The organism is Streptomyces sp. WM4235, assembly GCF_001279725.1.
In the GTDB taxonomy this organism is placed as follows: domain Bacteria; phylum Actinomycetota; class Actinomycetes; order Streptomycetales; family Streptomycetaceae; genus Streptomyces.
This window is the reverse complement of the sequence record NZ_LGDE01000001.1, coordinates 1-24,719: the sequence shown is the minus strand read 5'-3', so window position 1 is coordinate 24,719 and position 24,719 is coordinate 1. Positions and strand designations below refer to the sequence as shown.

The window sequence follows — 24,719 nt, the reverse complement described above, 5'->3', positions numbered from 1 at the left end:
ATGGGTGGCGCGCGGTACGTCACGGACCTGATCGAGGCGTGCGAGCGGCACGCGGGCGTACCCGCGCTCGGCGCCGGCCCCTCCTGGCTGCTGACCTTCGACGAGGTGCTGTCCGAGGCGTACCGGCTGGCCGGCGCCCTGTCCGGGCTGGGCGTCGGCCGCGGGTCGGGGCTGGCCTGCGTGACGGCCGGCAACCCGCCCGAGCAGCTGCTCGTACGGTTGGCGGCGCACCTGCTGGGTGCCCGGCTGACCCAGGTCGTCGTCGGACCGGCCACCCACGGCCTGGAGTTCCTGCTGCGGGACTGCGAACCGGCGCTGGTGGTCCACGACACCCCGGTCCCGGACACCGGGGTCGCCCGGGTGACCGTGGGCGCGCTGCTGGAGTCGGCCCGGGCCCTGGACGCGACGCCGGTACCGGTACGGGCCCGCGAGGAGGACGTGGCCCGGGTGACGTACACGGGCGGTACGACGGGCCGCCCGAAGGGGGTGGCCTCCACGTTCGGGGCGATGGCGGCCCGCAAGGCCGATCGCGGCCGGAGCGCGGAGCGGGTCTACCTGTCGGTGACCTCCCTGGCCCAGCGGTCCGGGGGCCGCTGCCTGGAACAGTTGCGGGCGGGTGGCCGCAGCGAGGTCCTCGGCCCCTTCGACACGAGGGGGTTCGCCGATGCCTGCCGCCGGCTGGGGCCCGTGTCCACCTACCTGACGACCTCGATGGTCTACCGGCTGCTGGACGACCCCGTGACCGCAGCCGGGGTGCCCGGCCTGGAGCAGGTCTCGTACGGCGACGCGCCCGTCCACCCGGAGCGGCTGCGGCGGGCGCTGACCGGCTGGGGGGCCGGCAAGGAGTGGCGGCAGGGGTACGGGATGAACGAGTCGGGGGTGATCTGCCGGCTCACCGCGGCCGACCACGAGGCGGCGGCCGGCGACCGCCCGGAACTCCTCGGCTCGGTGGGCCGGCCCGTGCCCGGGGTGACGGCGCGGGTCCGTGCGGCGGACGGGAGCGCGTGCGCGGAGGGCGACACCGGCGAGGTGTGGGTGCGGTCCGCGACGGTGATGGCCGGCTACTGGAAGCGGCCAGGGCAGACGGCGGAGGTGCTGCGTGACGGCTGGCTGCGCACCGGGGACCTCGGGCACTTCGACGCGGACGGGTACCTGTACCTCGACGACCGGGTCAAGGACGTGGTGATGGTGGACGGGGAGAACATCTACTGCGGGCCGGTGGAGACGGCGCTGACCCGGCATCCCTCGGTGGCGGAGGCCGCGGTGGTGGGCCGGTTCCACGAGGTCACCGGCGAGGAGGTGTGCGCCTTCCTGGTGCCGGCCGCCGGTGCGGACCCGTCCGGGGAGGCGGCCGACGCGGCGTGCGCGCTGGTGGAGCGGGAACTGGCGCGGGACCACCGCCCGACGGGGGTGTTCTGGCTGCCGGCCCTCCCCCTGACGGACCGCGGCAAGCCGGACAAGCGCCGCCTGCGCGAACTGGCCCGGCGGGACGCGGACGACGAGGCCTAGCGGAACACCGACGGCGGGGGTTCCGGCGAGGCCACCGCCGAGGCGTCGGTCACCGGGGCCGCGCCGCCCGCGAAGTCCGCGAGCGCCCGACCGTGCTCCACCCGCCCGGGGTGGGGATCGGTGGCCACGCGCCGGGTGAACTCCGCGACCGGCAGCTCCCGGTCGGCGGCCACGAGCACGGCGTTGCCGAAGCGTTTCCCCCGCCACACCACGGGGTCGGCGGCCAGGGCCAGTTCCGTGAACCGGGTGGCGGCGGTGGCGATCTGGCCCTTCAGGTGTGCCAGCGGCGGGCCGTCGGCGAGGTTGGCCACGTACCAGCCGCCGGGTGCCAGGGCCCGGCGTACGTCGTCGAGGAACTCGGCGCTCGTCAGGTGGGCCGGGGTGCGGGCGCCGCCGAACACGTCCGCGATGACCAGGTCGGCCCAGCCGTCCGGCACCTTGGCGAGGCCCGCGCGCGCGTCCACGGCCCGCACCCGGACCCGTGCCTGCGGGTCCAGCGGCAGGTGTTCCCGTACGAAGGCCACCAGGCCGGCGTCGATCTCCACCACCTGCTGGGTGGAGCGGGGGCGGCTCGCCGCGGTGTAGCGGGCCAGGGTGAAGGCTCCGCCGCCCAGGTGCACCACGTTCAGGGGCTGCCGGGCGGGCGCGACGAGGTCGATGAGGTGGCCGATCCGGCGCTGGTACGCGAAGTCCAGGTACCCGGGGTCGGTGAGGTCGACGTGTGACTGCGGCGCCCCGTCGATCAGCAGGGTCCAGGCGCCCGCTCGCTCGCGATCGGGGGCCAACTCCGCCCGGCCGCCGTCCACCTGCCCGACGACCGGCTCCACGGCGCCCCTGCGCCCGCTGCCCTTGCTCTTCCCTGCCATGCGCCCATTATCGCCGGTCAGGGCATCAGCGGCAGTTGTCCGCCGCCTCGATCAGTCGGGCGGCCTCGCCGAGTGCCGCGCGCAGCACGTCGGGGTCGGTGACGGGTCCGACGGCCTCCGGGGGCAGCAGCCAGCCGGTGCCGTCCACGGGCGACGAGGCGCAGAGCTGGGTGTCGCCGATGCGCAGGCCTCGTCCGTTGGTCTGCGTGCAGGCGCTGCCGGGCAGGTCCCAGGCGTCGGCGGTGCCGGGCGGGACGAGGAAGCCGAGGGTGTCGCCGGAGCCGTCGTGCAGGACGGGGCCGACGCCGGGGGCGGTGTGGTGGGTGGCCCGACGGATGATGTCGACCGCCTCCAGGCCCTGCCGGGTGGGCACGGTCACCAGGTCGGGCGCCTCGGCCGGGTCCGGCGCGTCGAGGGTGTCCAGCATCCCGACCGCCCGGGGCTCGGGCGTGGTGTTCGTTCCGATGCTCTCCATGCCGCCCTCCACCAAGGGAACCCCTCCTCGATCCGCGTACGAGCCACTCCGCATGGGTTCAACGCGGTGGGACGTCAACGGGTGCGGCGCAACGATGCCGCAAAGGATGGCAGTTCATGGCGGATCGCGGGTGAGATATCCGTTTTGTAGCCAAACACCGCATGAACGGTCCTTCGCCGGCGGTACCTTCATGCGCGCCGGGCACAGTCTGAGGAAAGCCCGAAGTCCAGAGAGGCCACGTCCATGGCGGCGTCCCCCCACTCACCCAACTCCTCCTTCCGGCGATTGCGCGGAGCGCGTTCCCCGGCCGAGTTCGCGGCCTCGGTCCGCCGGGCCGCACGGGAGATCGGCGAAACGGTTTCCTGCGACGCCCGCTACATCGGGCGGGTGGAGTCCGGCGAGATCCGCTGTCCCAACTACGCCTACGAGCGCGTGTTCCTGCACATGTTCCCCGGTCGCACCCTCGCCGACCTGGGATTCTCCCCGCGTGAGGCGGTGCGCGGGCGCTCCGCGCAGCGCGGCGCCCCGACGTCCCCCTCCTTCCCCCACCTCATCCACCGTTCCAAGGAGAGCGACGTGCTGCGTCGCGCGTTCATGGCGGGCGGCTCCGCGACCGTGGCGGCCGCGACGCTCGGTCTCACCCTGCTCGGCGATTCCCGCCGGTTCCCCTCGCGGGCCGGCGAGTCCGAGGCCGCCGCCGTCGAGGAGGCCGTGCGTCAGATCCGTCTGCTGGACGACCGGCACGGGGCCGACGCCCTGTACCGAAGGGCGGCCGAACCCCTGCGCACGGCCTACGCGTTGCTCGACGCCGGCGCCACCCGGCAGTCCACCGAGGACCGACTGCACTCGGGGGCGGGCGAGTTGGCGGTGTCGGTGGGGTGGCTGGCGCACGACTCGGGCCGTTTCGAGGACGCCCGCTCGCACTACGCGGAGGCCCTGGCGACGGCCCGGGTGTCCGGCGACTCCGCCCTGGAGGCGCACGCCTTCAGCAACATGGCGTTCCTGGCCCGGGACTGCGGGCGGCCGCGCGAGTCGGTGCGGGCGGCCCAGGCGGGCCGGGGCGCGGCCCGCGCGCTGGGCTCGCCCCGGCTGCTGTCGCTGCTGGCCCTGCGGGAGGCGGGCGGGTGGGCGGGGCTGGACGACCGCAGGGCCTGCGAGGAGGCGCTGACCCGGGCGCACACGGAGTTCTCGCGGGGCGCGGCGGGCGCGGACCCCGAGTGGATGTCGTTCTTCGGGGAGGCCGAGTTGGAGTCCTTGGAGTCCCGGTGTTGGGCGGCGCTCGGGGAGCACGCGCGCGCGGCCCGGCACGCCCGTCGGGCGGCGGACCTCCAGGACCCGCACTTCGCCCGGAACGTGGCCCTCTACACCGCCGAGCTGGCCGACAACCTGGCGCACGCGGGGGCGCCCGACGAGGCCGCCTGGGCGGGCACCCGGGTGCTGGACCTGCTCGCCGAGGTCCAGTCGACCCGGGTCAGGTCGATACTGGCGGGGACGGCCAAGACGCTGGTGCCGCAGCAGCGTTCACCGCGGGTCGGCGCCTTCCTGGCCCGCCACGCGACGGCCTGACGCCCGCGGGACCCCCCGGCCGGTCCGATCCGGGGCGACCGGTCCGATCCGGGCCGACCGGGCCGACCGGGCCGACGCTTCGTCGGCGACGCTCAGCCGTCCAGATGGCCGGTGTCGTTCCAGCGTTCCAGCGCGGGTTCGCCGTACGCCCAGCCCAGCACCGACAGGGAGGTGGGGTCCAGCCGGATCCGGGCGCCGAAGGAGGCCTCGAAGCCGAGCCAGCGGGCGGCGAGCGTGCGCAGGACGTGGCCGTGGGCGAAGACGAGGACGTCGCGTTCGGCCGAGCGGGCCCAGGCGACGACCTCGTCGGCGCGGGCGGCGACGTCCGCGACGGACTCGCCGCCGGGGACCCCGTCGCGCCAGATCAGCCAGCCGGGGCGGATCGCCTGGATCTCGGCCGGGGCCATGCCCTCGTAGTCGCCGTAGTCCCACTCCATCAGGGTGTCCCAGGGTTCGGCGCGGGCCCCGAAGCCGGCCAGGTCGCAGCTCTCGCTCGCGCGGACCAGGGGGCTGGTGCGCACCTCCAAGCCGGGCAGGCCCGCCCACGGTTCGCGCGCCAGCCGTTCTCCGAGCAGCTTCGCGCCCCGCCGGCCCTCCTCCAGCAGGGGCACGTCGGTGCGTCCGGTGTGCTTGCCGAGCTGCGACCACGCCGTCTGGCCGTGGCGGGCCAGCAGGATGCGGGGGGCCATGTGAATTTCTCCCGGTACATGTTGATGTGTACGGATCGGCCCGCTTTCGAGGCGGTTCCGTCGTTCGTCCATCATCCATCACCCGTACACCGGGCAACTCCCCCGGTCGCGCAAGCGTCCTGCACCCCATGACTGACAGGCAGCGGCCCCCTCGATGGGACCCACGCCCGGCACCCCCTCGCGCGGGCCCTGGGGATCGCCTACCCGGCCGCCACCGCGCTGGTGGTCATGGGCACGGCCAACCACTACTTCCTGGACGTCGTCGCCGGGGCCGCCGTGATGGGTCTGGGCCTGCTCCCGGCCCGCCGGTTCCGCTCGGGAACAGCCGGTTTCCGGTGTAAGACCACGATTGTCAGTGGCGGATGGGACACTTCCGCCCGTGAGCTCCTACCCGACCGGCGGCCCTCCGCAGAGAACACCGCAGACGACGACACTGCGGCAGCGGCTCGCTGACCTGCGCGGCCCCGCCGTGCCGCCCCGCCCGCTCGACGCCCGGGCGCTGGCCGCGCTCGCCGCCAACCCGGGCTGCGGCAGACGGGCCCTGCTCGACGGGGCCGGGGTGGACAAGACCGCCCTCGCGCAGGCCCTCGGCTCCCCCGCCCCCTTCGGGCAGTCCCAGTTCGCCATAGTGCGCGGCAACTCCTTCGAGGCCAAGGTCAAGGGCGACGGCGGGGCCGAACTCCTGCGCCTGGTCCACGAACGGCTCGGCGCCGGGGGCGAGCCGCCCGGGCCGGCCACCCCGGTGCCCGATCTCACCGCCGCCGGCCCCGAGGGACGCGCCGCCCGCACGGCGCTGGCCCTGCGCGAGGCCACGGCCGCCGGGACCTGGACGCTCCTCGACCACCCGATGCTGGCCTTGGAGGTGGCGGGCACGCCCGCGTACCTGGAGCCGGACGCCGTCGTCGTGCACCCCGACGGTCAGTGGACCGTCGTGGAGATCAAGTCGTTCCCGATGATCGACGGGGGCGCCGACGCGGCGAAGGTGGGCGCCGCCGCGCGGCAGGCCGCCGTATACGTGCTGGCCCTGGAGAAGACCGCGGAGAAGCTGCCCGGCTCCACCGTGGGTCACCGGGTCGTGCTGGTCTGCCCCAAGGACTTCTCCAACCTGCCCACCGCGGCACTCGTCGACGTGCGGCGCGAACGCGCCGTGACCCGGCGCCAGTTGGAGCGGCTGACCCGCGTCGAGGAGCTGGCCGCCGCCCTGCCGGAGGGGACCTGCTTCGATCCCGCCCGGCCGGCCGAGGAACTGACCGAGGCGGTGTCCGCCGTCACCGCCGCGTACGCCCCCGAGTGCCTGGCCGCCTGCGAGCTGGCCTTCCACTGCCGGGAGCGGGCCCGCGACTCCGACGAGGTGACCGCGCTCGGCCGGTCCCTGCGGGGCGAACTGGGCGGTCTGACCACCGTGGAGGCGGCCCTCGCGGCGGCCTCCGGGGCGGGCCGCGCCGAGGACCCGATCGCGGCCGCGCTGCACCAGGCCGCGCGGCTGCGCGCCGAGGCCCTCGCCCTCGTCCCCGCCCGGACGTCCCCGGAGGCGACCGCATGCCCCTGCTGAACACCCTCGCGCGCCTGGAGGCGGTCCGGGCGGGCCGCGCCCAGGCACTGGCGACCGTGCGGCACCGGCATCTGAGCGAGCGCCCGCTGGTCGTCGTGCCGCTGACCACCGCCGGCGAGGCCGGGGCGCCGCTGGGCGCCCTGGTCGGCACCGATCCGGCGGAGCCGACGCTGCTCGTGGTCCCGCAGCCGCGCGACCGCGACCTGCGCTGGACGTTCCTCGCGGAGCTGGCCGACCTGGTCCTGCCGTACGTGGACGGGTACGCGGACGACGTCGAGCTCGTCGAGCGCAACGAGACCGATCCCGAGACGGGCGCCAAGAGCAAGGTCGCCGCCGAGCTGTGCCTGGACGCCCCCCAACTGATCGTGCCCAGCCGGGCGGGCGTGGAGTACGTACGGCTCCTCGGCCGGTCGATGCGGTTCCGGCGGACGGCCGAGGAGGACCCGGAGAACCCGTATCCGGCGCCGGCCCGGGTGCCGCTGCTGGGGCGCTGGTTCACGCACCTCGGGGAGCGGGCGCGGGTGCCCGGTTCCTCGATGCTGCTGTCGGCGACGGACCTGCTCGGTCGGCACTGGGCGACGGGCCAGAGCAACCTGGAGGACCAGCACCTGGGCGCCCTGCTCGCCTGGATCGCCCCTCCGGAGGGGGAATCCGGCGCGGAGGCGGCCCTGCGCGCCGAGGTGGCCCGGGACCCGCGGGGCGGGCTGCTGGTCCCGCCCGCCGGACCGGCCACCGACCCCGCCTTCGACAACCGGCTGCTGGCCCCGGCGATGGCCCGCTACGACGCGGCGCGCGCCTCGGGCGATCCGGCCGCCGTCGAGCGGGCCGAGCGGGACGTCCGGGAACTCGTCGCGGACCAGATGCGCCCGACGTGGGAGGCGGTGTGGCGGGCGCTGGAGCTGGTGCGCGCGCTGCCCGCCGGGGAACGGACCGAGGAGCGCTGGACCCGCGACCGCTGGTCGTACACCGGGCACCGCGACCGGGTGCGGGCCGGCGAGCCCCCGCAGCCGCGCCGCGACGACGCGGTGACGGCCGCCCAGAAGCTGGCCACGCGCGAGACCGAACAGGTCCGTCTCGACGCCCAGGAGGCGCTGGACGACCCCCTGGTGATGGCGGGTCGGCGGCTGTCCGGGGAGGCCTTCGCCGGCGAGGTCACCGAGGTGGTCATGGAGTGGACGCAGGCCAAACGGCCGCGGCCGCGCCCGCTGGTGACGGTGGACACCGAGGACCGGCCGCAGCTGGCGGACGGCGGGGGCGGGAAGGTGTTCCGTTCGCTCGACGGACGCCCGCAGGCGGCCGAGTTCGTGCGGTTCGAGGAGGCGGGGCGGATCGTGCTGCGGCTGCTCGACAAGATGGGCGGCGGCAAGGAGCCCACTCCCGGCTCGGTGCCGGAGAAGGGCGACCGGCTCTGCTGGACGCTGTTCGAGCACGACGCGCGCGGCGGCCCCAGGCTGCCCGAGCCGGAGAAGACCCCGTGGACGCACGGCGGGCCGCCGGCGCACCTGAGCGCCGACCGACCGCACCTGCCCGCGCCCGATCCCGTGACCGCCGAGGACCTGTTGTGAGTTTCGATCCGGGAGCGGCCGCAGACCGGGCGACCGCCGCCATCCTGCACGACACCCTGCACGGCGCGGATCGGGGCGTGGTCGTCGACTCCCCGCCGGGCGCCGGCAAGTCCACGCTCGTGGTCCGGGCCGCCCGGGAGCTGGCCGCCGCCGGGCGCCGGCTGATGGTGGTCGCGCAGACGAACGCGCAGGTCGACGACCTGGTGTTGCGGTTGCACGGCAAGGATCCGGGGCTGAAGGTCGGCCGGCTGCACAGCAGCGACGGCGACGCCTACGACCCGGCGCTGCGCGAGCTGCCCTCGGTGACCCTGTCGGCGAAGCCGGCCGACCTCGCCGAGCTGCCGATCACCATCTCGACGGCGGCGAAGTGGGCGTACGTGAAGGACACGGATCCGTGGGAGCACGCCATCGTGGACGAGGCCTACCAGATGCGTTCCGACGCGCTGTTGGCCGTGGCCGGGCTGTTCGAGCGGGCGCTGTTCGTGGGCGACCCCGGGCAGCTCGACCCGTTCAGCGTGGTCGGCGCGGAGCAGTGGGCCGGGCTGTCCTACGACCCCTCCGCCTCGGCGGTGTCCACCCTGCTGGCGCACAACCCGCACCTGCCGCAGCACCGGCTGCCGGTGTCCTGGCGGCTGCCCGCGTCGGCCGCGCCGCTGGTGTCGCGGGCGTTCTACCCGTACAGCCGGTTCCGCAGCGGCACCGGCCCCGGTGAGCGGAAGCTGTCGTACGGGGTCGCCTCGGACGGTTCGGGGCCGGACCGGGTGTTGGACGAGGCCGCGGAGTCGGGCTGGGGCCTGCTGGAGCTGCCCGCGCGACACACGCCGCGGACCGACCCGGAGGCGGTGCGGGCGGTGGCCCTGGTGGTGCGCCGGGCGCTGGACCGGGGTGCGGTGACGGAGGACGAACAGTCGGCGGGCCCCGCGCCGTTGACCGCCGACCGGATCGCGGTGGGCACCGCCCACCGGGACCAGGCCGCCGCCGTGCGGGCGGCGCTGACGGCGCTGGGCGTCCCGGGGGTGACGGTGGACACCGCGAACCGGCTCCAGGGACGGGAGTTCGACCTGACGGTGGTGCTGCACCCGCTGTCGGGGCGGCCGGACGCGACCGCGTTCCACCTGGAGACGGGGCGGTTGTGCGTGCTGGCGTCCCGACACCGGCACGCCTGTGTGGTGGTGGCCCGGGCGGGCATAGCGGAACTCCTGGACGACCATCCGTCCTCGGAGCCGGTACAGCTGGGGGTGACGGTGAAGTTCCCGGACGGCTGGGAGGCCAACCACTCGGTGCTGGCGCACCTGGCGGAGCATCGGGTGGCCTGGCGGCCCTGAGGCGGGAGTTCGGGCGCCGACGTCCTCGGTGGGGCCGCGCCCGCCCGGTTGTGGCGCCTCACCCGTCCGCGGCTTTGCCGGGGGGCCACGTCACCCACCAGACTGCCCCCGACACACCGCACCGACAGCCGAAGGAACGAACGCCCCATGACCCGTCTGCACGTCATTTACGCCGCGACCCGCCCCACCTCCTCCGGGCGCCCGCTCGCCGAGTGGGTCGTCGGCAGGGCCCGCGAGCACGGCGCGTTCGAGGTCACCCCGATCGATCTCGCCGAGATCGCGCTGCCCTTCCTGGACGAGCCGGAGTACGCCTCCAGCGGCATCTACACCCATCCGCACACGCTGGCGTGGAGCGCGCTGATCGACGCGTCCGACGCCGTGCTGTTCGTCCTGCCGATGTACAACGGCGGCTACACCGCCCCCTTCAAGAACGCCATCGACTTCCTCTACCGCGAGTGGCGGGGCAAGCCGGTCGGCATCGTCAGCTACAGCGCGGGCCCGACCGGCGGAGCACCCGCCGCCGAGATGCTGCGCCCGGTCCTGACCCGTCTGGGCATGCTGCCCACCGAGCGGTCGGTGGCCGTCCCCGGCATCAACGCGCTGGTCACGGACGAGGGATTCGAGGCTCCGGAGGGGCTCGCGGAGGGGCTCACCGGCGTGTTCGACGACATCGCGGCGCTCGCGAAGGAGCCGGCGGGCGTCTGACACCCCGGGTGCACTCTTGCGCGACGTTGGACAATGGAGGGTGGCCCTGAAGGGACGACGTACGCGCAGCAGGAGGACACGCATGGCAGAGCCCGAGCGCACCGAGCGGAGGTTGCGGCCCGCGCCGCTGCTCTTCGAGCCTTCCGAGGTGGCAACGGACCCGGAGCACTTCTTCGACCTGGAGTCGATGGACGACCCGCGGGAGCTGCTGACCCGTGCGACCGAGCTGACGCTGGCCTTCCGGGCGGCCCAGGAGCGCGCGGTGGAGTTCCAGGCCGTCGCCGCGGCGCAGCTGGCCGACCCGCGCCGGTTCGACCGGCTGCCCGCGGCGGCCATCGCGGAGCAGGCGGAGTGGACCGAGGACTACGCGGTCAAGATGATCGAGTTCGGCGAGACCCTGCTGCGGGACGGCCACCCGGACGGCCCCTAGGCCCTGGCGAACCGAGGCCGGCCGTGCGCCGCATCCGGATCCGGGTGCGGCGCACGTCACATCTGGCATATGCGGGGCGCACCATACCCCCGGCCGGTCGCCCCTGTCCCGGATTCCGGTAACTCCCCGGATTGGTCGGGCTACCCCCGGTAGACCTGGGGGCATGACGACTCTGACAGGCTGCGCCGCCCTCGAAGTCCGCACCTCCCCCGCGTCCGCGACCCTCGTCACCTCCGAGGGCGCGGCCTGGCTCGCCTCCGCGTGCGCCCTGCCCCACGACACGCTCGCCGCGTGGCGGGCGCGGCCCGCCGCTCCGGCCGCGCTGCCCTGCGGGACCACCTTCGACGTCGTCAACGTCCCGCTCGTGCTCGGGCGCCGCATGCTCGACCTGCTGTGGGCCGAGGGGCCCGGTTCCGGGCCCGCCGCCGTGCACCGCGGCCGGACGCTGCTCTTCGCCGCGCCGGGCACCGCCCAGCGGCTGCCGGCGCTGCTCGCCTGGGAGGAATGGGGCGAGACCACGGCCGCCCCGCTCTGTCACGGCCGGGGCGACGCGGTCACCGTGCCCCCGCTGGCGCCCTCTCCGGGGCCGTCCCGCTGGCTGGTGGCCCCGGACTCCCGGCGGCCCTGGCTGCCGGGCGCCGATTCGCTGCTCTGGGCCTTCCTGCACGCCGCCCGCCTGCAGGTATCGATTTTTGGTTCGGCCGATCCTGATGCTAATGTCTAGCTCGTCACCAAGCGCCGCTAGCTCAGTTGGTTAGAGCAGCTGACTCTTAATCAGCGGGTCCGGGGTTCGAGTCCCTGGCGGCGCACAGACGGAGAAAGGCCCCCACGCGAGTGGGGGCCTTTTTCGTGCCCGCGATGCCCTTCGGACCGGGGCCCGCGCGGCTACGTGGTGATCTTCACGGTGTACGCGCCGGACTGGGTCCGGTCCGCCACCTCGATGCGGATCCGTTCCCCCGGCACCGTGAACGTCTCGCCGACCTCCAGCGGGGCGTCCGCCAGCGGCGGGTACACGGACCGGTCCCAGCAGGCCTCGGTGCCCGGATGCCCGTCCAGTACCTCGATCGGCCCGCCGCCCGAGGCCGGCTCGTTGCGGACCCGGTAGATCAGGACGCCTTCGGTGCAGGTGTCCCCGTCGTTGCCGGCGGAGCCCCGGGCCTCGATGGCGATGGCGCTGCCGGGGCCGGTGCGGACCACGGCCAGCCGGGTGCCGCCGGTGCCTCCGTTGGGCACGCCCTCCGCGAGCGGTTGCAGGGTGTGCAGCGAGGAGCCGGAGCGCACGCAGTCGACCTGGGAGGGGCTCAGCCAGCCCAGCTTCCACTTGTGCCAGGCGAACAGGTCCGGGGCCATGCCGAACTGGCTGCCCATGACGTCCCAGTCGCCGACGTACGTGTCCCAGTCGCCCTTGCCGTCGGACGGTCGGTGGTAGAGGTCGGGCAGGTCGAAGACGTGCCCGGTCTCGTGGGCGAGGACGTTGCGGTCCGGCGGGTGCTGCTCGAAGACGGTGACGATCCGCCGCAGGTCCGTGCCGTCGGCCCGGATGGGCCGGTCGAAGTTGACGACCTTCGTGGCGTCCGAGTCCACCCCGGGCGCGTCCGGGTCGGCGACGAAGTACACGACGTCGTACTGACTGAAGTCCACCTCGGGGTCGGCGGTGGCGACGGCGTCCCGCAGGTAGGCCGCCCGGTCCTCGGGGGCCCAGTCGCGCTGTATGCCGTACGCCGTGGACGGCTTGGGCATGCGGATCCACTGCTCCCGCGGGTGCGGGACCAGCCGGAAGCGCCCGTACGAGGCCCGCTGGAAGAACTCGCTGGTGGCGGGGAAGTAGTCGCCGGTCAGCTGCTCGGGGGTGACGGCGGTGCGATGGTCGGGGAAGGAGAGGAAGACCATGACCGCGTTCAGGGTGCGCTCGGGCCTGGGGTAGGCGCCGTTCCAGGTGTCCAGCCCGAGGGAGTGGTGCGCCGCCGTACGGGTCAGCGCGCAGGGACCGGCGCCGGAGGCGGACGCCGCGGGGGTGGCGACGAGCGACATCGCGGCGAGCGCCGCCATGGAAGTGACGACGGCCGCCGTACTTCGGATGCGGGAGCGGTCCACTCCCCCGGGTGTCTGCTGTCGCGGCACATCGACCTCCGGTGGTGGATTTGTACCCTTCCATCCACCTTGAGGTGATTGTCTTACCAATGCCCTGTTCCGCTGCCCCACACGAGTGAGCGATACGTCAAGTCGGTGACCCCCGGACTTCACGGACGCGCCTACAGAACGTCACGACCGGTCACGGGAGATCAGTTGCGACCCCCGGGCGTTCACAGCCGCGCAGGAACGATCACGCGTCGATCGGCCGGCGATCCGTCATCACCGCGAACCACCGCCCTCCGTACGGCGACGCCGCTGGATAGGGCCGTCCGGCAGCCTCTATGATCGGCACACTTTCCTGCACGGACACTCACGAGCACTGCGGGAGCCAACGGTGAGCGGAACCTCAGAGGGAACCGGTTCGGCGGCCGACCGCATCCGATCGGCCACTACGGAGCGTCACCCGGCAGTGCCGGCAGTGCCCGGCATGTCGAGCGAACCCGCGGCGGCCACCGCGTCGGCCCCGCGGTCCCCGCGCACGTCCGGGGCACGCGACTACCAGGCCGCCTTCAACGCGGCCCATCTCGCGATGGCCGTCGTCGACCGCAGCGGGCACGTCGTCGCCGCCAACGAGGCACTCGCCGCGCTGCTGGGCGCCGAACCGCTCGCGCTCGTCGAACGGTCCGCCGCCGACCTGGTGGACCTCGCCGCGGAGGCCCGCACCTGGCAGGCCTACCAGGAGGTGCTCCGCGGCCGGCAGGCCCGACTGCGCTGCACCCGCCGCCTCAAACACCCCGACGGACACTCGCTGTGGACCGAGGTCACCCTCGGGCCGGTCCCCGGAAGCGGGGACGTCCTGCTGTCGGTCGCCGACATCAGCGACCGGCGCGACCTCCAGGCCCGGCTGCGCCACCTCCAGATGCACGACCCGGTGACCCGACTCCCCAACCGGACACTGTTCTTCGAGCGGCTCTCCGCCGCTCTGGAGCACTCCTCGTACGAGCACGGCGGCACGGGGCGGATCGGGCTGTGCTACCTGGACCTCGACGGGTTCAAGGCCGTCAACGACACCCTGGGCCACCGGGTCGGGGACCGGCTGCTGGCGGCCGTCGCGGCCCGGCTGACGCAGTGCGCCGACCAGTCCGGGTACGGGCGCACGAGCGGGCACCTGGTGGCCCGGCTCGGCGGCGACGAGTTCGCCCTGCTGGTGGAGGACTCCACCGGTACCGAGCAACTCGCGGACCTGGCGCGGAGCGTGTTGAACGCCGTACAGGAGCCGTTCGACCTGGCCGGTCAGCGACTGTCGGTATCCGCGTCGATCGGCGTGGTGGAGCGGGCGGCGGCCGGGACCTCCGCGACGGGGCTGATGCAGGCCGCCGACACGACCCTGTACTGGGCGAAGGCGGACGGCAAGGCCCGCTGGACCCTCTTCGACCCGGAGCGCAACGCGCACCGCATGACCCGGCAGGCCCTGTCCTCGACGCTGCGACCGGCCGTGGAGCGGGACGAGTTCCGACTGGAGTACCAGCCGCTGGTGGACCTGGAGAGCGGGACGGTGCGCGGGGTGGAGGCCCTGGTGCGCTGGAACCACCCGCAGTTCGGCATGTTGACGCCGAATCGGTTCATCGGGATCGCCGAAGAGGACGGCTCCATCGTCCCGTTGGGACAGTGGGTGCTGCGGACCGCCTGCCGGCAGGCGCGCCGCTGGCAGATCGAACAGCCCAGTGACGCGCCGGTGTTCGTCTCCGTCAACGTCGCGGTGCGCCAGGTGTGGGACTCGGACCTGGTCGGCGATGTCGCGGAGATCCTCGCCGAGACCGGACTGGCCCCGCAACTGCTCCAGTTGGAGCTGACGGAGTCGGCGGTGATGGGCTCGGCGGGCCGGCCGTTGCAGGCACTCCAGGCGCTGAGCGACATGGGCGTGCGGATCGCCATCGACGACTTCGGCACCGGGTACTCGAACCTGGCCTACCTGAGCCGGTTGCCGGTGTCGGTGCTGAAGCTGGACGGCTCCTTCGTCCGCGGGTTCCGCTACGAGGAGGGCTCGCACCCGAATCCGGCCGACGAGACCATCGTCGAGGCGCTCGTCCAACTCGCCCACCGGCTGGGCCTGACGGTCACCGCCGAGTGCGTGGAGACCGCGGGCCAGGCGGCGCGCCTGCGCCGCGTGGGCTGCGACACGGGCCAGGGCTGGCTGTACTCGCGGGCCGTGGCCCCGGAACGGATCGCCGAGATGATCGGCTCGCGCCCCGGGGCCGAGGGCTAGGACCGCGCGGTCAGCCGAGCTTCTCGCCGTACACGCGCTCGACCGTCATCGTCATCAGCACCCTGCGGTCGGACACCATCACCGACCGGTACTCCTCCCAGTCCGGGTGTTCGCCGGCGGCGAGGCGGTAGTAGTCCACCAGCGCGTCGACCTCGGGGCCGTGCGGGTCGGTGCCCGGGCCGACGAGCGTCACGGGCCCCTCGGCGGTGGCCCAGGAGCGGCCGTCGGGGGCGGTGACCTCCAGGGCGGCTCGCGGGTCGCGGCGCAGGTTCGCCGTCTTGGCCCGCCCCTCGGTCATCGAGACGTGCAGCAGGCCCGACTCGCTGTCGTAGAAGGGCATCACGGGGGAGAGTTGGGGGAGGCCGCTCGACTTGATCGTGGCGAGGACACCGAGTCGGCTCCCCGCGAGCAGCGCGCGCGGTTCGAATGGCGTGGCAGTCATGTCCGGAGTCAACCCGAGACCGGTCGGGGGTTGTTCCCGGCGCGCCGGTGCGCGGAACACGGCCGCCCCCGCCCCGGGAGGGGGCGGGGGCGGCCGGCGCTCGGCGCGGGGTGGGGGGATCAGCAGGCGCCGAGGTCCTTCCAGACACCCCATTCACCGGTGGAGCCGGGCACCTCGTTCTGCGTCCACCACTGGGCCTTCCACTTGTGACCGTTGTGGGAGACCTCGGTGCCGCCGGTGTAGACCGTGCCCGCGACGTACGCCGGGACCGAACCGCAGCCGGTGGGCGGCGTCGTCGGAGGCGTGGTCGGGGGCGTGGTCGGCGGGGTCGTGGGCGGAGTGGTCGGAGGTGTGGTCGGCGGGGTGGTCGGCGGCTGGGTGGTGCCGCCGAGGGCGTCCGAGATCTGGTTCAGCAGCGTGGTGTTGTTGTCCAGCCCGAGGAGGGAGTACATCATCGCGCCGGCCAGGCCGCGCTGCTTGCCGTAGTCGACCCGGGCCTGGATGGACTTCTGGTTGAGGCCGGTGAAGAACTCGCCGTCCTTGTAGAAGTACGAGGCCTTGGCCTGGTCGTCCCAGAAGGTGTTCGCCGGGTTGTCGACGAGGCCGCCGAGTTCCTTGTAGTTCGCGATGCCGGCCTGCTGGCTGGTGGGCCGGGCGCCGGAGGCACCGGTCGCGGACTGGGCGAGGCCGTTGTTCGCCCCGGCGGGGACGCCCTTCCAGCCGCGGTAGTAGAACTCGTAGCCCAGGGTCAGCTTGTTGGCGGGGAAGCCGCCGGTGATGCCGTAGGCCGGGTTGCCGTCGATCCAGGAGTCGATGGCGTTGTCGATGCTGTACTTCTGGGTGCCCGGGGCGATCGGGTCGGTCGGGTCGCCGGCCGGGGAGTACAGCGGGGACTGGTGGTAGGTGGGGCCGTCGCTGTCCCAGGCGCCGTGCATGTCGTACGTCATGATGTTCGCGTAGTCGAGGTACGCGCCGATCTTGTCCGTCTCGATGTACTTGATCTTGTCCTGGCCGGCCGGGAGGGCGGAGGTCAGCAGGTACTTCTTGCCGCCGTTGGCCGCGCCGTAGGCGTCGAGCTGGCTGCGGAACTCCTTGAGCAGGAGCGTGAAGTTCTGCTTGTCCTCGGGGGCGTAGTGGTTGCCCAGGTGACCGCCGGAGGAGCCGGGGTACTCCCAGTCGATGTCGATGCCGTCGAAGATGCCGGCCGCGACGCCCTGGCCGCCGTAGCCGCCCTCGACCGGCAGGTTGCCCTTGATGTACTGGTCGATGCAGGACGACACGAGCTTCTTGCGGGAGGCGTCGGTCTTGGCCGCGTCGCTGAAGTACTTCGAGTAGGTCCAGCCGCCCAGCGAGATGTTGATCTTCAGGTGGGGGTACTTGGCCTTCAACTGCTTGAACTGGTTGAAGACGCCGACGATCGGCTGGTCCCACTTGTCGGCGACCCCGCTGACGCTGTCGGCCGCGCTGAAGGACTTCTGGTAGTCCGCGTACGAGTCGCCCGCGCCGTCACCGGCGTTGGGGTTGTTGTCGTCGCCCGCCGCCTTGTTCGCCTCGAAACAGGTGAGGTTGGTGGGGTGGATGTTGCCGAACGAGTAGTTGATCACGTCCAGCTTGCCCGCGATGCCGCGGGTGTCGAGGTGCTTCGGGTAGAAGGCGTTCCCGTACACGCTCCACTGGTCGTAGTACGCGATCTTCACGCCGCCGGCGCTCGCCGTGCTCGCGGAACCCGCGGCCTGGGCGGTACCGAGGCCCGCGAAGCCGGCCAGCGCTCCGGCTGCCAGCGCGGCCGTGGCGGCGGCCGCGACGAGGGGTTTACGGATGTGCATGAACTGACTCCGGGGGGTGGGAGGGGGGCATCAGCTTCAGGTGAGAGAAGTGATAGCGATCACCCCGGCCCCCAGTCAATGGTTTGGACCAAAGAAGGACTAGACCACTCAGGCGCCAAAAGGCCTCGTCAGAGACCTGAGGGCATACGCAGAACCGCTCGCCACCCCGGGTGACGAGCGGTTTAAGGCTGCACTAAGCCATGTGCGGGCAAGGTTTTGGCAACAAACCAGCCAAACCCCGTTCTTGTGCGCTCAGGCGGGGTTCGAGTCCTGCGTCGGCATGCCGTACGCATCTGCGATGAGCCCGTACGATCGCAACCGGGCCTCCCCGCCATGGGCGTTGGCGGTCAGCATCAGCTCGTCCGCGCCCGTCCGCTTCACCAGGTCGTCGAGTCCCTCGCGGACCTCGTCGGGGGTGCCGTGGACGATGTTCGCGAGCCAGCCGTCCACGAACTCCCGCTCCAGCGGCGAGAAGGGGTACGCGGCCGCCTCCTCGGGCGTCGGGACCAGCCCGGGTCGTCCGCCGCGCAGCCGCAGCATCGACAGCGCGCCCGTGAGCACCTGCGCCCGGGCCTCCTCGTCGGTGTCGGCGGCCAGGGCCGCGGCGCCGATCAGGGCGTAGGGGGCGTCGAGCACGGCCGAGGGTCGGAAGCTCTGCCGGTACAGGTCCAGCGCGGGAATCGTGCCGGCCGCCGAGAAGTGGTGGGCGTACGCGAAGGGCAGGCCGAGCTCGCCGGCGAGGCGGGCGCTGAAACCGGAGGAGCCGAGCAACCAGATCGGCGGTCGACCGGCGGGGCCCTGCACGGGGCCGGGCACGGCGTGCACTCGGGCGTAGGGGTGTCCGTCGGGGAAGTCGTCGTCGAGGAAGCGGATCAGCTCCCCCAGCTGCCGGGGGAATCCGTCGGCGGCGGCGTCCGCCCGTCCGGCTCCGCGCAGCGCGGCCGCGGTACGGGGGTCCGTGCCGGGCGCGCGCCCCAGTCCGAGGTCGATCCGGCCCGGGGCGAAGGCCTCCAGGGTGCCGAACTGCTCGGCGACGGCCAGCGGGGCGTGGTTGGGCAGCATGACCCCGCCCGAGCCGAGCCGTATCCGGGAGGTGTGGGCGGCGAGGTGGGCGAGGATCACCGCCGGGGAGGAGCTTGCCACGCCGGGCATGGAGTGGTGTTCGGCCACCCAGTGCCGGTGGAACCCCCGGGATTCGGCCAGCCGGGAGATCGCCACGCTGGTGCGCAGCGACGCCTGGGCGGTGCTGCCGGCCCCGACGGTGACGAGGTCCAGCACCGAGAGCGGGACCGGCGCGCTCCCCCGTACGGTCCCCCGGATCGGATCCGCGGTGCCTCCCGTCCCGGCTGCCCTGATTCCCTCGTCCCCGGCGTCATTCATCGTCGCTCCCGTCCCGTGCGGCCCTCGCGGCTTCCTGCATGTCCGTACGAGGAATTCGAACCATCGAGGGGGCCGGGGCATTCCCGACGGGCCGCCGAGTCGGCCATGCCTCTGGCATATGCCAGGCGGGTAGGTCCAGGCAGAGGGACTTGATTGAGCCATCAATCTCTTCAACAGGCGCTCCACACAAGCCTCTTGATGGCTATCGTGGGGGAGCAAGCGGTAACAACCTGGTAGGGGGAAAACCGTGGCGCTGAAGCCCGAGCCGATCGCGCCGTTCCATTCGGTGCAGTACGCCCTTCGCGTACTCGAAACGATCGCCCGGCACACCGGCGGTGTGACCGACGCGCAGATAGCGCGTGAGACAGGCCTGCCCTCGGCCCACCTGTCCCCGATGCTGCTCATGCTGCGCCGGGAGGGGTACGTGCTCCAGGTCTCCGACGGCGCCTACGCCATAGGGGACTCCCTCGTCCTCCTCGGCTCCGGCGTCGACCGGCAGCAGGCCCTCCAGGACAAGCTCCAGGACACCCTGGACCGACTGCGGGACTCGGTCGGAGCGGCGGTCTACATCAGCCGCTACGTCGACGGCGAGGTCCGCATCACCCAGTTCGCGGACAGTCCGCGCACCCCGAAGGTGCACGAGTGGGTCGACTTCCGCTCGGCGGCGCACGCCAGCGCGGTCGGCAAGTGCCTGCTGACCCAGCTCGACCAGAACGGTCGACGGGACCACCTGTCCCGGCACAAGATCGCCCGACTGACCTCGAAGACGATCGTGAACGAGCGCGTGCTGTTCTCCAAGCTGGACAGCCAGCCCGCCACCGTGCCCGTGCTGGACCTCCAGGAGTACGCCGTGGGCACCGTCTGCGCGGCGGTACCGATCACCGCCGGCGCCTCGGTGGGCTGCCTGGCCCTGTCGATGCCGGTCGAGCACGCGCACCGGCTGCGGGCCGCGGCGGAGACGCTGAACCGGAAGGCCGCGCCGCTGCTGCTGTCGCTCACGCTCTGACGGGCCGCGCACCCGGGGACGAACACCCCGAAGGCCGCTCGGGCCGTTGCGCCGGGGCCCGGAAACCACTTCGGGCGGTTCCCGGTGAACCGGAAACCGCCCGAAGTACAAGTGCGCCGCCAGGGACTCGAACCCCGGACCCGCTGATTAAGAGTCAGCTGCTCTAACCAACTGAGCTAGCGGCGCCTGACAGAGAAAATACTACCCGGTCCCCGGGAGTGCTCAAAACCATTACCCCCGAGGTGCGCGAGGACCCCGCGCTCACGCCGACCCCGGGGTCCGGGCCGCGCCATGGGCCCCCGGCGGGGCGGCCCGGGGGCGGTGACGCCGGCCACACCCTCGGGGTGGTCGCGGGGCCCGGGTCAGCGGTCCAGGAGGTCGGACCGGCCCTGGGCCTCGTAGGAGGACAGCAGGGCGGCCAGGGACTGGGCGTCCAGGGGCCGGTAACCCGGTTCGCCCGGCGGGGACCACCAGACCGGGTCCGGGCAGCGGAAGCCGGCGCGGCGCAGGGCCACGCGGTGGACCTTGTTCGTCGCCGTCGTCGGCATCTCGGGGACCACCCGGACGTAGCGCGGCGGCATCTTCGTGCCCAGGTCGGGCTGCGCGGCGAGGAACGCGGCGAACGCCGACGGGGAGAACGTCGCCCCCGGGCGGAGGGCGACGGCCGCCATCACCTGGTCGCCCGCGACCTCGTCCGGCACGGCGTAGACCGCCACGGCCGCCGCGTCCTCCCATCGGGCGAGGACGTTCTCGATGACGGCCGCGGCGAGGTTCTCGCTGTCGACCCGCAGTCGGTCGTCGGTGCGGCCCGCGAAGTAGAGGAATCCGGCGGCGTCCCGGAAGAAGAGGTCTCCGGTCCAGTACCAGCCGTCGCGGGTGCGCGCCGCCTCGGCGTCGGGGTTGCGCCAGTAGCCCTCGAAGAGGCCGCGACCTCGGTTGACGAGTTCCCCGATGGCCTCGCGGCCGTTGAGGAGGCGGCCCGAGCCGTCGAGGACGGCCGCCGGGCATTGCCTGCCCGTCTGCGGGTCGACGACCGCGAGGTCGTCCCCGGCGCCGGCGCGGCCCAGTGCGGCCGGCGGGGTGTCGGGGGTGCGGACCACGGACGCGCCGCCCTCGGTGGCCCCGTAGCCCTCCACCAGGCGGACCCCGAACCGCTCGGTGAAGCGGGCGGCGTCCACCGCGCCGGCCTCGGTGCCGAAGCCGAGCCGCAGGGTGTGCGCGCGGTCGTCGGGGCGGGGCTCGGTGGCCAGGAGGTACTGGATCGCCCGGCCGACGTAGGTGAAGTAGGTGGCCTCGTAGGCCCGTACGTCGTCCAGGAACCGGGAGGCCGAGAAGCGCCGCCTCAGGGCCACGGACGCGCCGCCGGCCAGCGCCGGCAGCCAGTCGGCGATGACCGCGTTGCCGTGGAAGAGCGGCATGCAGACGTAGTGGACGTCGTCGGGGGTGACCGAGAACCGGCGGGCCAGCGCGGTTCCGGCGGCGGCCAGGCGGCCCTGGGTGCAGAGGGCGGCCTTGGGGGCGCCGGTGGAGCCGGAGGTGAAGTAGAGGAGCATCCGGGAGGCGGGGGTGGGGCCGCCGGAGAGTACGGCCTCCCCCGGCTTGGCTCCCGCGTAGGGCGCCAGCAGTCGCGCGTACTCCTCGGTGTCGGTCACGAGGATCCGTACGCCCGGCAGGTCGAGGCCGCGCAGCAGCGGCAGGTGGGCGCGCTCGGTGACGAGGATCCGGCAGTCGGTGTGCAGGATGTCGCGGGCCAGTTCGGGGCCGCGCCGGGTCGGGTTGATCCCGGCGACGGCGGCCCCCGCGAGGGCCGCCGCGCCGAGCCAGAACGGGAACTCCGGGGTGTTGTCGAGCAGCACTCCCAGGTGCGGCTCGGCCTCCGGCGGCAGGAGGTCGACGAGCAGCGCGGCGCGCGCGGCGGCCTCCTGGGCGGTCCGGTGGCGGCTGAGGACGGCGTGCTCGTGCTTCAGCCCGGGCCGGTGGTCGCCCCATTGGCGCGCGATGAGCTCCGCGACGGTGTCGGGTGTGGTCGTCGTCCGCATGCCGCCGGAGGTTAGCTGACGTTACGTCAGAATTGAACGTCGGAGCAGGAGTAGAAGGCCATCGGGGTGTCGTTGACGGTCCAGACCGCCAGGATCATGTGCCGACCGGTCTTCCCGCTCGGCATGGCGCCCTGGTGGACGGTGGTCATGGCGGGGCGGGCGCCGTTGTAGGCGACCGTGAGGAAGGGCTGGGGGTCGAGGGCGGCCCGGGTGAGCGGCTTGGTGGGGTCCCAGCCGTTCTTGGTGACGTAGTACTTGAAGTCGGTGGTGGAGTGGTTGGCGGTGAACTGCCACCGGAAGCCGTAGCTCTGGCCGCTGTTGACGCGGGTGGCGGGCCAGGTCCCGCCGCGCTGGTCGTCGAGTTCGGCGAACTGGGCGTTGCCGGCCGCGCATATCTTCCCGTCGGCCGGTCCGGCGGCCGGGAAGCCCTTGAAGCCCTCGGCGCTCTGCGGTTCCCACTGGATCTGGCCGCAGTTGGAGACGGTCTTGTTGGCACAGAGCTTCTGGCGACTGATGGGGGTGTCGGTGTATCCGTGACTGCTGGCGGTGGGGGTGCCGAGGAGGGTGGCGCCGGCGACGAGGCCGAGACCGAGGGCCGTGACGCCGGCTCGTTTGGGCATGCGGAAGGAACGCATGATGCTCCTTGGACGTGGGGGGAGTCTGGCGAGAGCGTGCGCACGCGTGGGGATGGTTTCCAGGTCTAGACCAAGTCCCAGATTATTGACGAGAGTTGGCCATGTCTATACCAATGGGAAAACGGGTGGTCCGGTCGTTCCCGGCCACCCGTTCTCCCGCGTCGCTCGTCGTCCGCTCCCGCGTCGCCGCCGTCTTCTCCCGCGCCTCGGCCGCCGATCGCCGCTACTGGTCGGAGCGGCCGGTGTAGAAGGCCACGGTGAGGTCCTTCACCAGGGCCTTGCGCTCGTAGTCGTCCAGCTCGACGATCCCCCGTGACGTGAGCCGGTGGACCGTGTCGTCGACCGCGTCGACGACCGAGGACAGCACGGCATCCCGATGCCGGGCGTCGATCGCCGCGATCCGACGGCGCCGCATGGCCTCCGCCACCTCCGGGGCGTACTCGATCCGGGTGGGCTGGGCGGAGAACACCTCCACGCCGACGGCCTCGGTCTCGGCCGCCAGCAGGCGGGTCAGCGCGTCACCGACCGCCTCGGCGTCGCGCAGCGTCGGGGCGTCGTCGTGGAAGGCGTCGGCCGGCAGCTGGGACAGCACCCGGGCCATGGCCGACTCGACCTGCTCGGCCAGGTACTCCGTGTGGTCCCCGACGGCGAGGGTGGCGCGGGCCGTGTCCTTGACCTGCCAGACGACCTGCACGACCACCTGGAGGGCGAGGCCCCCCGAGTCCACCGCGGGCATGGGGTCGCTGCGCCAGTGGCGCAGCCGCACGTCCACCCGCCGGCGCAGCAGCAGCGGGCTGACCCAGGTGAGGCCGGTACGGCGGACCGTGCCCCGGTAGCTGCCGAAGAGGGTCAGCACCCAGGCGTGGCCGGCCTTGGCGCGGCCCAGCCCGCCCAGTGCGAGGAGCGTGACGATGCCGAGGAAGGCGAGCGGGGGCCAGTGGGTCGCGCGCAGCCCCTGGTAGGCGCGCGGGGCCGCGCCGAAGCCGGCGGCGAGGGCGTCGGGGACGGCGCCGGCCCGCCAGAGCACCGCCGAGCAGCCGGCCAGCGCGAGGCCGCCGACGGCCACGGCGATCCAGCCGGGCAGTACGGGTCCGCGGTGTTCGCGGAGCCGGTCGTCGCCCCGGGGGACACGACGGCCGGCCGCGGGGCGGGACGCGGGGGCCGCGTGCCCGGACCGCCGTGCGGCCGGGTCCCCGGCCGGAACGGGGGGCCCCGTGGGCGTCTGCCCGAGGAAGGGCAGGTGCACGGGCACCGCGGTGGCCGAGGCCCCCTGGGCGGGACGGAGCCGGGGGAGGTCCCGGGTGTCGTCCTCGTCGGCGTCCGCCATGCCGCGGGCCACTGCCCGGGCGACGAGATCGGCGACGCCGTCCGCCGCGACGCCGGCCACGTCCGGTCCGGGGACCGTGCGCACGACGGGTTCGGCGGGCGGCCAGAGCTCGTCCTGCGGGTGGCCGGCCACGCCCGGGCCGGGGGTCGGGGCGAGGGCGGCCGGAGGCCGGGGTTCCGGGGCCGGGGCGGGCCGGCGGTCCGTCACGGGCCGGGGCCGCGGGGCGTCCGCCGGGGCGTCCACCTCGGCGCGTGCGGCCGGCACCGCGTCCTGGGCTTCCCCGGTCGGTCCCTCGGCCGGGGAGGCCGGCACGACCGGGGGCTCGGGGGTCCCGGGCGCGTGGTTCGCAGGGGCGTCCCGGGGCGGCTGCGGGTACGGGGTCGCCGAGTCCGCGCGGGCGGGCCACGCCGGCGGGGCGGTGTCCGGAGCGTCGGCGGGGTGACCCTGGGCGGGCGTCGGGTACGCCGCCGGCTCCGGCGCGGCGGCGCGCAGGGGGCGGCGCTCCGGCTCGACGGGAACGGAGCCGCGGTACTCCGGCACGGGCGGCGGGGCCGCCACGGGCTCCGGCCGGGCGTGGCGGGGGTACGGCTCCCCCGCACCCGGCTCCCCCGCGCCCGGGTCGGCCGCCGCGGGCGGACCCGCGTGGGCGAACGCCGGCCGTGCGAACGCCGGGTGCGGCGTCGGGAGCATCGGCTCGGGCACGGCCGGGCGGGCGTGCGTGTCGTCGGCCGGCCGGTCGGCGGCGTGCGCCGGGTGGGGGCGGGGCGCCGAGGCGTACGCGGGTGACTCGTCGGCGCGGTCGGCGGCGCCGGGCGCGGGAACGGCGGTCACGGTCCGGGGCGCGGGGTCGACCGGGGGGATCGGGGCGCCGGGGTGCGAGGCCCACGGGTGTCGGGCCGGGGCGGGCAGGTCGCCCGGGTACCGGGAGGCCGCGCCGTCGGCCGCCTCTCCCCCGCGGGGTTCCGGCGGGGCCGGCGGGGGGCCCGGCCTCCGGGCCCCGGCGGCGGCCCGGGGCGGGGAGGGGGGGGGGGGGGGGGGCGCGG

The 24,719-nt window shown here is 73.9% G+C and carries 22 protein-coding genes and 2 tRNA genes; 13 read left to right on the top strand and 11 right to left on the bottom strand.

The features are described from left to right. Positions 1-1,509 (top strand): class I adenylate-forming enzyme family protein, encoded by a 1,509-nt coding sequence (locus ADK55_RS00110; RefSeq protein WP_053674661.1) that lies wholly within the window; start codon positions 1-3, stop codon positions 1,507-1,509. Here ADK55_RS00110 and ADK55_RS00105 read toward each other — a convergent pair. Next, a complete protein-coding gene (locus tag ADK55_RS00105; protein WP_053674659.1) occupies positions 1,506-2,375 on the bottom strand; it encodes a spermidine synthase in 870 nt (289 codons plus the stop codon). The genes ADK55_RS00110 and ADK55_RS00105 overlap by 4 nt on opposite strands. Before the next feature lie 25 nt (positions 2,376-2,400). Continuing rightward, positions 2,401-2,802, bottom strand: coding sequence for a hypothetical protein (locus ADK55_RS00100; protein WP_053675005.1), 402 nt, complete (start codon positions 2,800-2,802; stop codon positions 2,401-2,403). 291 nt (positions 2,803-3,093) lie between these two features. Here ADK55_RS00100 and ADK55_RS00095 point away from each other — a divergent pair, with 291 nt between their 5' ends. Continuing rightward, positions 3,094-4,416, top strand: a complete 1,323-nt coding sequence (locus tag ADK55_RS00095; protein ID WP_053674657.1) for a hypothetical protein — start codon at positions 3,094-3,096, stop codon at positions 4,414-4,416. A gap of 92 nt (positions 4,417-4,508) precedes the next feature. Here the strand turns inward: ADK55_RS00095 and ADK55_RS00090 are convergent, their stop codons facing one another. Further along, positions 4,509-5,105 (bottom strand): histidine phosphatase family protein, encoded by a 597-nt coding sequence (locus ADK55_RS00090; RefSeq protein WP_053674656.1) that lies wholly within the window; start codon positions 5,103-5,105, stop codon positions 4,509-4,511. 132 nt (positions 5,106-5,237) lie between these two features. Between ADK55_RS00090 and ADK55_RS35660 the strand changes: the two genes are divergently transcribed. The 8 genes from ADK55_RS35660 (at position 5,238) to ADK55_RS00055 (ending at position 11,491) form a co-directional block, all read left to right on the top strand. Further along, positions 5,238-5,558 carry a phosphatase PAP2 family protein gene (locus ADK55_RS35660; protein WP_078998298.1) on the top strand — a complete coding sequence of 107 codons (321 nt, stop codon included), beginning with the start codon at positions 5,238-5,240 and terminating at the stop codon, positions 5,556-5,558. After that, the gene (locus ADK55_RS00085) at positions 5,485-6,657 is read left to right on the top strand and encodes a hypothetical protein (protein ID WP_107089073.1); all 1,173 of its coding nucleotides are present in this window, start codon (positions 5,485-5,487) and stop codon (positions 6,655-6,657) included. The genes ADK55_RS35660 and ADK55_RS00085 overlap by 74 nt, the downstream gene beginning before the upstream one ends. Next, positions 6,645-8,222 carry a hypothetical protein gene (locus ADK55_RS00080; protein WP_053674651.1) on the top strand — a complete coding sequence of 526 codons (1,578 nt, stop codon included), beginning with the start codon at positions 6,645-6,647 and terminating at the stop codon, positions 8,220-8,222. The genes ADK55_RS00085 and ADK55_RS00080 overlap by 13 nt, the downstream gene beginning before the upstream one ends. Then, the gene (locus tag ADK55_RS00075) at positions 8,219-9,547 is read left to right on the top strand and encodes an AAA domain-containing protein (protein WP_053674649.1); all 1,329 of its coding nucleotides are present in this window, start codon (positions 8,219-8,221) and stop codon (positions 9,545-9,547) included. The genes ADK55_RS00080 and ADK55_RS00075 overlap by 4 nt, the downstream gene beginning before the upstream one ends. Before the next feature lie 147 nt (positions 9,548-9,694). Further along, complete coding sequence (locus tag ADK55_RS00070; RefSeq protein ID WP_053674647.1) at positions 9,695-10,252, top strand: NADPH-dependent FMN reductase; 558 nt, start codon at positions 9,695-9,697, stop codon at positions 10,250-10,252. A gap of 82 nt (positions 10,253-10,334) precedes the next feature. Next, positions 10,335-10,682, top strand: coding sequence for a hypothetical protein (locus ADK55_RS00065; protein ID WP_053674645.1), 348 nt, complete (start codon positions 10,335-10,337; stop codon positions 10,680-10,682). Positions 10,683-10,845: 163 nt separating this feature from the next. Next, positions 10,846-11,406, top strand: coding sequence for a bifunctional DNA primase/polymerase (locus ADK55_RS00060; RefSeq protein WP_053674643.1), 561 nt, complete (start codon positions 10,846-10,848; stop codon positions 11,404-11,406). A gap of 11 nt (positions 11,407-11,417) precedes the next feature. Next, positions 11,418-11,491: transfer RNA gene (locus tag ADK55_RS00055), tRNA-Lys, on the top strand. 76 nt (positions 11,492-11,567) lie between these two features. Here the strand turns inward: ADK55_RS00055 and ADK55_RS00050 are convergent. Next, positions 11,568-12,803 carry a M6 family metalloprotease domain-containing protein gene (locus ADK55_RS00050; protein ID WP_053674641.1) on the bottom strand — a complete coding sequence of 412 codons (1,236 nt, stop codon included), beginning with the start codon at positions 12,801-12,803 and terminating at the stop codon, positions 11,568-11,570. Between the two features lie 439 nt (positions 12,804-13,242). On the opposite strand from ADK55_RS00050, the gene ADK55_RS00045 reads away from it, so the two are divergent. Then, on the top strand, positions 13,243-15,021 hold the full coding sequence (locus tag ADK55_RS00045; protein ID WP_053674640.1) for a putative bifunctional diguanylate cyclase/phosphodiesterase: 1,779 nt from the start codon (positions 13,243-13,245) through the stop codon (positions 15,019-15,021). A gap of 10 nt (positions 15,022-15,031) precedes the next feature. On the opposite strand, the gene ADK55_RS00040 is transcribed toward ADK55_RS00045, so the two are convergent. The 3 genes from ADK55_RS00040 to ADK55_RS00030 form a co-directional block, all read right to left on the bottom strand. Then, entirely contained in the window at positions 15,032-15,463 is a 432-nt protein-coding gene (locus ADK55_RS00040) for a PPOX class F420-dependent oxidoreductase (protein WP_053674638.1), read from the bottom strand. Positions 15,464-15,582: 119 nt separating this feature from the next. Continuing rightward, a complete protein-coding gene (locus ADK55_RS00035) occupies positions 15,583-17,289 on the bottom strand; it encodes a glycosyl hydrolase family 18 protein (RefSeq protein ID WP_053674637.1) in 1,707 nt (568 codons plus the stop codon). A 252-nt stretch (positions 17,290-17,541) separates the two neighbouring features. Beyond that, entirely contained in the window at positions 17,542-18,669 is a 1,128-nt protein-coding gene (locus ADK55_RS00030; RefSeq protein ID WP_053674635.1) for an LLM class flavin-dependent oxidoreductase, read from the bottom strand. A gap of 247 nt (positions 18,670-18,916) precedes the next feature. On the opposite strand from ADK55_RS00030, the gene ADK55_RS00025 reads away from it, so the two are divergent. Next, complete coding sequence (locus ADK55_RS00025; protein ID WP_053674633.1) at positions 18,917-19,675, top strand: IclR family transcriptional regulator; 759 nt, start codon at positions 18,917-18,919, stop codon at positions 19,673-19,675. Positions 19,676-19,787: 112 nt separating this feature from the next. Here ADK55_RS00025 and ADK55_RS00020 read toward each other — a convergent pair. From ADK55_RS00020 to ADK55_RS00010, 3 genes are all read right to left on the bottom strand, one after another. Then, positions 19,788-19,861 (bottom strand) — tRNA-Lys (locus tag ADK55_RS00020). A gap of 176 nt (positions 19,862-20,037) precedes the next feature. Further along, positions 20,038-21,714, bottom strand: coding sequence for an AMP-binding protein (locus ADK55_RS00015; protein ID WP_053674631.1), 1,677 nt, complete (start codon positions 21,712-21,714; stop codon positions 20,038-20,040). A 26-nt stretch (positions 21,715-21,740) separates the two neighbouring features. After that, positions 21,741-22,334, bottom strand: a complete 594-nt coding sequence (locus tag ADK55_RS00010; RefSeq protein WP_053675003.1) for a lytic polysaccharide monooxygenase auxiliary activity family 9 protein — start codon at positions 22,332-22,334, stop codon at positions 21,741-21,743. 116 nt (positions 22,335-22,450) lie between these two features. Here ADK55_RS00010 and ADK55_RS38250 point away from each other — a divergent pair, with 116 nt between their 5' ends. Next, on the top strand, positions 22,451-22,597 hold the full coding sequence (locus tag ADK55_RS38250; protein ID WP_159041240.1) for a hypothetical protein: 147 nt from the start codon (positions 22,451-22,453) through the stop codon (positions 22,595-22,597). On the opposite strand, the gene ADK55_RS39405 is transcribed toward ADK55_RS38250, so the two are convergent. Next, on the bottom strand, positions 22,573-24,507 hold the full coding sequence (locus ADK55_RS39405) for an SPFH domain-containing protein (RefSeq protein ID WP_234349832.1): 1,935 nt from the start codon (positions 24,505-24,507) through the stop codon (positions 22,573-22,575). The genes ADK55_RS38250 and ADK55_RS39405 overlap by 25 nt on opposite strands. Between the last annotated feature and the right edge of the window lie 212 nt (positions 24,508-24,719).